The sequence below is a fragment of the Pseudomonas sp. P4_C3 genome, from assembly GCF_056402075.1.
The window spans coordinates 1-10223 of record NZ_JBFUIC010000157.1 but is presented as its reverse complement, the minus strand read 5'-3'; the positions used below and the strand labels follow the sequence as shown (position 1 = coordinate 10223).

Genomic DNA, 10223 nt, shown 5'->3' with positions numbered 1-10223 from the left:
ACGCTGTTCTGGGTGCGTGAGCGCGGCGCGGAAAACCTGGTGGCGCAGCGCTGAGCCATCAGCTCCGGTACCGCAGTCACAAATCCATCATCCAGACGTCACACTGACGACATGCCCCCAGCCGACACTGGGGTCATGACGACAGCTCTGCATATCACCCTGATCACCGAAACCTTCCCTCCGGAAATCAACGGCGTGGCCAATACCCTGGGGCACTTGTGCGACGGTTTGCGCGCACGCGGGCATCAGGTGGAACTGGTGCGACCGCGTCAGGGCTGCGACCAACAGCTGGGCAGCGACGATGAACTGCTGCTATGCCGCGGCTGGCCGCTACCGGGTTATCCCGGCCTGCAATGGGGTCAGTCGTCGATGCACAAGCTGCTGCGGCGCTGGACGCGTCATCGCCCGGATGTGCTCTACATCGCCACCGAGGGCCCGCTGGGCCTCTCTGCATTGCGTGCGGCACGGCGACTGGGGATTTCCGTGGTCAGCGGTTTTCACACCAATTTCCAGCAATACTCCAACCAGTACGGGCTTGGTTTGCTCACGCGCCTGCTGACTCACTACCTGCGCTGGTTCCACAACCGCTCGACCATGACCCTGGTGCCCAGCGTCAGTCAGCGCATGGAACTGGAGCGGCGTCATTTCGAACGACTGGCGTTGCTGTCCCGAGGGGTCGACAGCGAATTGTTTCACCCGGCCAAACGCTTGAATGCCCTGCGCGAGCAATGGGGACTGGCCGAGGCAGACATCGCCGTCATTCATGTCGGACGCCTGGCCCCGGAAAAAAACCTCGGCCTGCTCAAGCGTACCTTCAATACCCTCAAGGCGAGTTATCCCCAGCGCATCCTGAAACTGATCGTTGTCGGCGATGGCCCGCAGCGCCAGGAACTGGAAAACGAAATCCCCGAGGCGATTTTCTGTGGTACCCAACGGGGTGAAGCCCTGGCGTGTCACTACGCTTCGGGCGACGTGTTTTTGTTTCCGAGCCTGACCGAAACCTTTGGCAATGTAGTGCTTGAAGCACTTGCCTCGGGGCTCGGCGTGGTGGCCTACGACCAGGCGGCAGCCGCCCAGCATATTCGTCATGGCTACAACGGTGTGTTGGCGATGCCGGGGGATGAAGAAGCGTTCTGCGATGCAGCGGCATGGTTGCTGGAGGAAAGGGAAGCCTTGCGCAATGTGCGGCTCAATGCGCGCCAGCATGCCAGTCGCCAGGGTTGGGCGACGATCATCGAGCAGTTCGAGGGACAGTTGCGCGGGGCGTGTGCCGGGGAGATGGTGGTGCCGAATGCACCGACTGTTCCCTGAATCTTCGGTGATTTGAAGTCCGCCATCGCGGGCAAGCCCGCTCCCACAGTGTTCTTGGTTTACACATAATTTGTGATCGCCGCAGAACCTGTGGGAGCGAGCTTGCTCGCGATAGCGTCAGTCCAGACGCCGCTTAAACCAGCGTCATCAACGCCTCACGGCTGAACGGCAGAATGTCCTCTTCACGGCCGTCGCGCACTTTCTGTGCCCAGTCCGGGTCCACCAGCAACGCACGACCGACCGCCACCAGGTCGAACTCATCGTTGTTCAGGCGCTCCAGCAGTTTTTCCAGACTGGCCGGTTGCGCAACCTTGTCGGTGTTGACCATGAACTGCAGGAACTCGCCATCCAGGCCGACGCTGCCTACGGTGATGGTCGGCTTGCCGGTGAGTTGACGGGTCCAGCCGGCCAGATTCAACTCGGAACCGTCGAACTCCGGCTCCCAGAAACGGCGGGTCGAGCAGTGGAAAATATCCACGCCCGCATCCGCCAGCGGCTTGAGAAACTCGCCCAAGGCTTCCGGGGTTTGCACCAGGCGTGCGGTGTAGTCCTGCTGCTTCCACTGGGAGAAACGGAAGATGATCGGGAAACCTTCACCGACTGCGGCACGCACGGCCTGAATCAATTCAATGGCGAAGCGCGAACGGTTGGCCAGGCTGCCGCCGTACTCGTCGGTACGCTGGTTGCTGCCTTCCCAGAAGAACTGGTCGATCAAGTAACCGTGGGCACCGTGGATTTCCACGCCGTCCATGCCGATGCTCTGGGCATCCTTGGCGGCCTGGGCGAACGCGGCGATCACGTCCTGGATGTCTTGCTTGGTCATGCCGTGCACCACGACCTGACCTTCCTTCACTTTTTCCGACGTTCCATAACCCGGCACGCTGGCGTCCGGCTCGGTGCCGATACGACGTACGCTGCCCACATGCCACAACTGTGGAACGATCTTGCCGCCTTCGGCGTGAACGGCATCGACGACTTTCTTCCAGCCGGCCAGGGCCGCTTCACCGTAGAAATGCGGAACGTTCGGGTAGCCGTTGGACGCCTTGTGACCGACGGTGGTGCCTTCGGTGACGATCAGGCCGACGCCCGCTGCGGCGCGGCGACGGTAGTATTCGATCACTTTGGAATCAGGCACGCCGCCCGGGGAAAAGGAGCGGGTCATCGGCGCCATGACGACGCGGGTCGGCAGTTGGAGGGTGCCGAGGTGGAACGGTTTGAACAGGGCTTTGACGGGCATGGGACGCTCCACGGAAGAATGACTTTATGACGGCGATAATATGGAGAGTCCAACGCATTGAACAGCATTATTGATTGCAGTGATTAAGGATCAAAAGATAGGGAATATTGTAGGAGCGAGCTCGCTCGCGATGGACTGGAGAACGCCGCGCCGTATCAGGCTTGCAGCGTTATCGTTGACGACCATCGCGAGCAAGCTCGCTCCTACAGGGGGGGGATCAGCTCAGCGCTTTTTCGATCGCATGAACGATGGTCGGATCATCCGGCGCCGTTCGCGGCGAGAACCGCGCCAGCACGCGGCCGTCCTTGCCCAGCAGGAACTTCTCGAAGTTCCAGGTGATGTCGCCGGGAAATTCCGCACCCTCGCCCGCCAGCAAGCGGTACAACTGATGACGGTCATGCCCGTTGACTTCCAGCTTGCTGGACAACGGGAAGGTCACGCCATAGTTGAGGCTGCAGAAATCCTTGATCTGCTGCTCGGTCCCCGGTTCCTGCCCGGCAAACTGGTTGCACGGCAAGCCCAACACGCTGAAGCCTTTGGCCTTGTATTGCTGGTAGAGGTTTTCCAGCGCCGCGTACTGCGGGGTCAAGCCGCATTTGGAGGCGACGTTGACCACCAGCACGACTTGGCCTTTGAAAGGCGCCAGAGGTAGCTCCTGACCATCCAGGGCTGTCAATTTAAGGTCGTGAAAAGCACTCATGGCGTACTCCAGATTCCCGTGTTCTTCTTGAAACAGTCACTTTGCGGTGTCGTCAGAGACAGCCGCATACTAAAAAGGCGCCCACAAGGCGCCTCTCCAGTTATCTGAGCTTAGCGCAGAAATCAGTGGTGATGGCCACCTTCGCCATGGACGTGGCCATGAGCGATTTCTTCCTGGCTGGCATCACGGATGGCAACGATCTTGACCTGGAAATTCAGGCGCTGACCGGCCAACGGGTGGTTGCCGTCAACGGTGACGTCGTCGCCGTCCAGATCACGGATGGTCACGATCTGCATCTGGCCGTCCGGTGCGGAAGCGTGGAACTGCATGCCCACTTCCAGCTCATCGACGCCTTCGAACATGCTGCGGCTCAGGGTGCTGACCAGTTCGGCAGCGTACTCGCCGTAAGCGTCTTCCGGTTCAACGGCTACGGTCAGTTCGTCGCCGACCGCTTTGCCTTCCAGAGCCTTTTCCAGGCCCGGGATGATGTTGCCTGCGCCTTGCAGGTAGACCAGCGGCGCGCCGCCGGCGGAGCTGTCGATGACCTCACCAGCGTCGTTGGTCAGGGTATAGTCGATGGAGACAGCCTTATTGGCGGCGATCAGCATGGGGCGAGACCTTTTGCATAAGAAGATTGAAAGGCCAAGTTTAGCGAAGCAATCGTCCGAAAGCGAACACAACACGGACAGACGGGACTCGACGATCACAGGCTTCCACCAGGACGAGGACGGACACTGGGTGGCCGAGCTTTCCTGCGGCCACACCCAACACCTGCGGCACCAGCCACCATGGCAATCGCGCGCCTGGGTCATGGACCCTGCGCAGCGCCAGGAAAAAATAGGCCAACCCTTTGATTGTGGTTGGTGCGCACAAGGCTCGGTTAGCGATAACCTTGGCGACTGAATTTCGGTAGATCGCCAGTTATAGGCGTTCACCTTTGCCATGCACCTCCAGAGAATCCGCATGCAAACTTTTTTTATCGCGCCCACCGATTTTGGTGTGGGTCTGACCTCCATCAGCCTCGGGCTGGTGCGTACTCTTGAGCGCGCCGGCCTCAAGGTCGGCTTTTTCAAACCGATTGCCCAGCCGCATCCGGGCGACACGGGCCCGGAACGTTCCACCGAACTGGTGGCGCGTACCCACGGCTTGAAACCACCCCAGCCCTTGGGCCTGGCCCATGTCGAGCGCATGCTCGGCGACGGTCAGCTCGATGAGTTGCTCGAAGAAATCATCGTCCTTTATCAGCAGGCGGCCATCGGCAAGGACGTGCTGATCGTCGAAGGCATGGTGCCGACCCGCAGCGCCAGTTATGCCGCGCGGGTCAACCTGCATCTGGCCAAGAGCCTCGACGCCGAGGTGATCCTGGTCTCGGCACCGGAAAACGAAGTGCTGACCGAGCTCTCCGGTCGCGTCGAGTTGCAGGCGCAATTGTTCGGCGGCCCGAAAGACCCGAAAGTCCTTGGTGTGATCCTCAACAAGGTCAAGACCGAGGAAAGCATGGAGGCCTTCGCCACGCGCCTGAAGGAACATTCGCCGTTGCTGCGCAGTGGGGATTTCCGTCTGCTCGGCTGCATTCCGTTCCAGCCGGAACTGAACGCCCCGCGCACCCGCGACGTCGCCGACCTGATGGGCGCGCAAGTGCTCAACGCCGGTGATTACGAAACCCGGCGCATGACCAAGATCATCATTTGCGCCCGCACCATGCGCAACACCGTGGAGTTGCTCAAGCCCGGCGTGCTGGTGGTAACCCCCGGCGACCGCGATGACATCATCCTCGCCGTCAGCCTCGCGGCCTTGAACGGCGTACCGCTGGCCGGCCTGCTGCTGACCAGCGACACCCTGCCCGACCCACGCATCATGGACCTGTGCCGCGGCGCCCTGCAGGCCGGGTTGCCGGTGCTGTCGGTGAGTACCGGCTCCTACGACACCGCCAACCTGCTCAATGGCCTGAACAAGGAAATTCCCATCGATGACCGCGAGCGCGCCGAAATCATCACCGATTTCATCGCCAGCCACCTCGATGCCAACTGGTTGCATCAGCGTTGCGGTACGCCGCGGGAGATGCGCCTGTCGCCAGCAGTTTTCCGCTATCAATTGATCCAGCGCGCCCAGGCGGCCAACAAGCGCATCGTGTTGCCCGAAGGCAGCGAGCCGTTTACCGTACAGGCTGCCGCGATCTGCCAGGCCCGTGGCATCGCTCGCTGTGTGTTGCTGGCCAAGCCCGAAGACGTGCAGGCCGTCGCCCGCGCCCAGGGCATCGAACTGCCGCCAGGCCTGGAAATCATTGATCCGGACTTGATCCGCGAACGTTATGTCGAGCCAATGGTCGCGCTGCGCAAAAGCAAAAGCCTCAACGCGCCGATGGCCGAGCAACAACTGGAAGACACTGTGGTGATCGGCACCATGATGCTGGCCCTGGATGAAGTCGACGGCCTCGTGTCGGGCGTGATCAACACCACCGCCAACACCATCCGCCCGGCCCTGCAACTGATTAAAACCGCGCCTGGCTGCACCCTGGTGTCGTCGGTGTTCTTCATGCTGTTTCCGGAAGAGGTGCTGGTTTATGGCGACTGCGTGATGAACCCGCACCCAAGTGCCAGCGAACTGGCCGAGATCGCCCTGCAAAGCGCTGACTCGGCCGCCGCCTTCGGCATCACGCCACGGGTAGCGATGATCAGCTACTCCAGCGGTGAATCCGCCAGCGGCGAAGAAGTCGAGAAGGTCCGCGAGGCGACCCTGCTCGCCCACGAACAACAGCACTCGCTGCTGATCGACGGCCCCTTGCAATACGACGCCGCCGCCAACGAAGACGTCGCCCGGCAACTGGCGCCGAACAGTCAGGTCGCCGGTCGCGCCACGGTATTCGTGTTTCCCGACCTGAACACCGGCAACACCACGCACAAAGCCGTGCAGCGCAGCGCCGACTGCGTCAGCCTCGGGCCAATGCTGCAAGGCCTGCGCAAACCGGTGAACGATTTGCCGCGCGGCGCGCAGGTCGATGACATCGTCTACACAATCGCGTTGACCGCGATCCAGGCAGCCAACCGACCTATGGATGTGTAAATGCTGGATTTTCTACCTGCTGCGTTGCGGGGCGTGATCGCCTCGCTGCTGTTGGCGCTGAACACGATTTTGCTCTGCTCGTTTCTGTTCTGCGTGGCGTTGGTCAAGGTATTGCCGTTCGCCTTCACCCAGCGCCTCGCGGGCTGGCTGATGAGCCATACCCACGAAGCCTGGATCAGCAYCAACAAAGGCTGGATGAATCTGGTGCGCCGCACGCGCTGGCACATCAGCGGCCTGCAAGGCCTCGACTATCAGCACTCGTACCTGATCACCAGCAACCACCAGAGCTGGGTCGACATTCTGGTGCTGCAATACGTGCTCAACCGGCGCATTCAGCCGCTGAAATTCTTTCTCAAGCAGGCGCTGATCTGGGTCCCGGTGATCGGCCTGGCCTGGTGGGCGCTGGGCTTTCCGTTCATGAAGCGCTACTCCAAGGCTTATCTGGAGAAGCATCCGGAGAAGAAAGGCAAGGACCTGGAAACCACGCGCAAGACCTGCGCGAAATTCCGCGACAACCCGGTGGGCATTTTCAACTTCGTCGAGGGCACGCGCTTCACCGAGGGTAAGCATGCCCAGCAGCAGTCACCCTTCAAGTACCTGCTCAAGCCCAAGGCCGGAGGCATTGCCTTCGTGCTGGATGCGATGGGTGAGCAGCTGGAGTCGATCGTCAACGTGACCATCCACTACCCCGCCGGGCGCCCGGGTTTCTGGGACTTGCTGTGCGGGAATGTGGCGGACGTGGTGGTGCACTTTGAAGAGCTGAAAATTCCGCCACAATTCATTGGCAAGAACTATGACCAGGATGGTGAGTACCGCCTGCAATTTCAGGGCTGGATCAACCAGTTGTGGCAGAGCAAGAATGCGTTGCTGGAGCAGATGCATCGGGAGTATCCAAAGCACCACTGAACCCCTGTGGGAGCGAGCTTGCTCGCGATTGCGGGCTGATATTCAGCATTGATGTCGACTGACACACCGCWATCGCGAGCAAGCTCGCTCCCACAGGTTTAGTGTTTGCCTTGACTGAACACCAGACACAAAAAAACCCGCCGTTGATCACTCATTGGCGGGTTTTTCATTTGCGGCTAAGGCTTAGATCGCACCACGCTCACGCAGCAGACCCAGCACTTGCTTGACGCTTTCCTCCAGCGACACGGACTGGGTGTCGATCACCAGGTCGGCATCCAGCGGCACGTCGTACGGGAAGGACTCGCCCGGGATGTTATCCCCGGCCGCTGCGTACAAACCTTGCGGATCACGCTCGGCGCAGACTGTCGGCGAAGCCTGGACATAGACCGTCAGCAGACGCTCCTTGCCGATCAGTTCACGGGCCTGCTCACGACCTTCGGCACTCGGCGCAACGAACGCTGCCAGGGTCAGCAGACCGGCTTCGTTGAACTGACGCGCGACGTGCGCGGCACGACGCCAGTTCTCGGTACGCCCGGCGCGGTCCTGTGGCAGACCTTTGTTCAGGTCGTGACGCAGGTTCTGGCCATCGAGCACGAACACTGCACGGCCCAGGTCGAACAGCTTGCGTTCAACCGCGTAGGCCAGCGTGCTTTTGCCCGCACCGGACAAGCCGCTGAACAACACGGTGGCCGGTTGCTGGCCGAAGCGCTGGGCGCGTTCTTCGGTGGCGACGTGCGCGAGTTTGCCGTGATGCGTGCTACTGCCGTGCGCCACTGGTTGAGCGATGATCATGCCGGCGGCGACGGTGCCATTGGTCAAACGATCGATGACGATGAACGAACCGGTGGTGCGGTTGCTCGCGTAACCGTCCAGCGCGATGGCTGCATCGAGGCTGATCTTGACCCGACCGATCTCGTTCAGCTGCAAGGCACTGGCAGGGCCTTCTTCCAGGGTGTTCACGTCAACGCGGTTGACAATGCTGGTGATCGAACCCGGCACGTACGTCGTAGCGCGCTTGATGTCGTATTTCTTGCCCGGCAGCATCGGCTCTTCGGCCATCCACACCAGCATGGCATCGAAGCCGTCAGTCACTTGCGGCTGGTTGTCGGCATGCACCAGCAAGTCGCCGCGGGAGATATCGATCTCGTCTTCCATGGTCAGCGTCACCGCTTGACCCGGACCTGCATGCTCCAGCTCACCTTCGAAGGTGACGATGGATTTCACGCGACTGCTCTTGCCCGACGGCAGCACCACGACTTCGTCGCCCTTGTGCACGACGCCACTGGCCAGGGTGCCGGCGAAACCACGGAAGTTCAGGTTCGGACGGTTGACGTACTGCACCGGGAAACGCAGGTCGGTGTAGTTGCGGTCGCTGGCGATTTCGACGGTTTCGAGGATTTCCATCAGCGACTGGCCGGTGTACCACGGCGAGCGCTCGGACTTGTTCACTACGTTGTCGCCCTTGAGCGCCGACATCGGTACGAACGCCATGGTGGTCGGCTTGAACGCGATGCCTTCGGCGAACTTCAGGTAATCGGCCTTGATCGACTCGAACACGTTTTCGTCGAAGCCGTTGAGGTCCATCTTGTTGATGGCGACAACGATGTGCTTGATGCCCAGCAACGAGGCAATGAAGCTGTGGCGACGGGTCTGGGTTTGCACGCCGTAACGGGCGTCGACCAGGATGATCGCCAGGTCACAGGTGGATGCACCGGTGGCCATGTTGCGGGTGTACTGCTCATGGCCGGGAGTATCGGCGATGATGAATTTGCGTTTGGCGGTGGAGAAATAGCGGTAGGCGACATCAATGGTGATGCCTTGCTCACGCTCGGCCTGCAAGCCGTCGACCAGCAACGCCAGGTCGATATCTTCACCGGTGGTGCCGACTTTTTTCGAGTCGCGGGTGATGGCTTCCAGATGATCTTCGTAGATCATTTTGGAGTCGTGCAGCAGACGCCCGATCAGGGTGCTCTTGCCGTCATCGACGTTGCCACAGGTAAGAAAGCGCAGCATTTCCTTGCGTTCGTGCTGGCCCAGATAGGCGAGGATGTCCTCGCTGATCAAATCAGATGCGTGCGACATGACAACCCCTTAGAAATAACCCTGACGTTTCTTTTCTTCCATCGAGCCTGCGCCATCGTGATCGATGACCCGGCCCTGGCGTTCGGAAGTTCGCGTCAGGAGCATTTCCTGAATGATGTCGGTCAGGCTGGTGGCCTCGGACTCGACCGCACCGGTCAACGGGTAGTCACCCAGTGTGCGGAAACGGACCTTCTTCTTGACGATGCGCGCCTTGTCTTCATCGCTCAGGTGATTGAGCAGGCGTTCGTCGTCGATCATGATCCAGGTGCCATTCATCTCGATGACGTCGCGCTCGGCGGCGAAATACAGCGGCACGATCGGGATGCCTTCGAGGTAGATGTACTGCCAGATGTCCAGTTCGGTCCAGTTCGACAACGGGAACACGCGGATCGATTCGCCCTTGTTGACCTTGCCGTTGTAGACGTTCCACAGCTCGGGACGCTGGTTTTTCGGGTCCCAGCGGTGCTTGGTATCGCGGAAGGAATACACGCGCTCTTTGGCACGGGACTTCTCTTCGTCACGACGGGCACCACCGAAAGCAGCATCGAAACCGTACTTGTCGAGGGCCTGCTTGAGGCCTTCGGTTTTCATGATATCGGTGTGCTTGGCACTGCCGTGGGTCAGCGGGTTGATGCCCTGCGCAACACCCTCGGGATTCACGTGCACCAGCAGGTCAAGGCCCAGTTCTTCGACCATGCGGTCGCGGAACGCGTACATTTCCTTGAACTTCCACTGGGTGTCGACGTGCATCACCGGGAACGGCAGTTTGCCCGGGAAGAATGCCTTGCGCGCAAGGTGCAGCATCACGGCGGAGTCTTTACCGACGGAGTACAGCATCACCGGGTTATCGAACTCGGCGGCGACCTCGCGGATGATGTGGATGCTTTCGGCCTCCAGCTGTTTCAGATGCGTCAGTTTGTCGAC

The 10223-nt window shown here is 60.5% G+C and carries 9 protein-coding genes; 4 read left to right on the top strand and 5 right to left on the bottom strand.

The features are described from left to right. Positions 1–111 precede the first annotated feature (111 nt). Positions 112–1311, top strand: a complete 1200-nt coding sequence (locus AC1DVH_RS20720; RefSeq protein WP_477755367.1) for a glycosyltransferase family 4 protein — start codon at positions 112–114, stop codon at positions 1309–1311. 133 nt (positions 1312–1444) lie between these two features. Here the strand turns inward: AC1DVH_RS20720 and AC1DVH_RS20715 are convergent, their stop codons facing one another. The 3 genes from AC1DVH_RS20715 to AC1DVH_RS20705 all read right to left on the bottom strand — a co-directional run bounded on the left by AC1DVH_RS20715 (position 1445) and on the right by AC1DVH_RS20705 (position 3856). Beyond that, entirely contained in the window at positions 1445–2548 is a 1104-nt protein-coding gene (locus tag AC1DVH_RS20715) for an NADH:flavin oxidoreductase (RefSeq protein ID WP_477755366.1), read from the bottom strand. Positions 2549–2765: 217 nt separating this feature from the next. Next, a complete protein-coding gene (locus AC1DVH_RS20710) occupies positions 2766–3248 on the bottom strand; it encodes a glutathione peroxidase (protein WP_108218223.1) in 483 nt (160 codons plus the stop codon). A 122-nt stretch (positions 3249–3370) separates the two neighbouring features. Beyond that, the gene (locus AC1DVH_RS20705; RefSeq protein ID WP_007942189.1) at positions 3371–3856 is read right to left on the bottom strand and encodes an FKBP-type peptidyl-prolyl cis-trans isomerase; all 486 of its coding nucleotides are present in this window, start codon (positions 3854–3856) and stop codon (positions 3371–3373) included. Here AC1DVH_RS20705 and AC1DVH_RS20700 point away from each other — a divergent pair. From AC1DVH_RS20700 to AC1DVH_RS20690, 3 genes are read left to right on the top strand one after another with little or no spacing between them, the layout of a single operon-like run. Continuing rightward, entirely contained in the window at positions 3825–4151 is a 327-nt protein-coding gene (locus AC1DVH_RS20700) for a DUF3565 domain-containing protein (protein WP_477755365.1), read from the top strand. The two genes, AC1DVH_RS20705 and AC1DVH_RS20700, sit on opposite strands and share 32 nt — an antisense overlap. Before the next feature lie 60 nt (positions 4152–4211). Continuing rightward, positions 4212–6311, top strand: coding sequence for a phosphate acetyltransferase (gene pta / locus AC1DVH_RS20695; protein ID WP_477755364.1), 2100 nt, complete (start codon positions 4212–4214; stop codon positions 6309–6311). After that, entirely contained in the window at positions 6312–7217 is a 906-nt protein-coding gene (locus tag AC1DVH_RS20690; RefSeq protein WP_477755363.1) for an acyltransferase, read from the top strand. A 183-nt stretch (positions 7218–7400) separates the two neighbouring features. Here AC1DVH_RS20690 and cysN read toward each other — a convergent pair whose 3' ends face one another. Both cysN and cysD read right to left on the bottom strand, forming a co-directional pair. Next, positions 7401–9299 carry a sulfate adenylyltransferase subunit CysN gene (gene cysN, locus AC1DVH_RS20685; protein ID WP_477755362.1) on the bottom strand — a complete coding sequence of 633 codons (1899 nt, stop codon included), beginning with the start codon at positions 9297–9299 and terminating at the stop codon, positions 7401–7403. A gap of 9 nt (positions 9300–9308) precedes the next feature. After that, positions 9309–10223 (bottom strand): sulfate adenylyltransferase subunit CysD (gene cysD / locus AC1DVH_RS20680; RefSeq protein ID WP_477755361.1); only part of this gene is annotated, 915 nt, incomplete at its 5' end.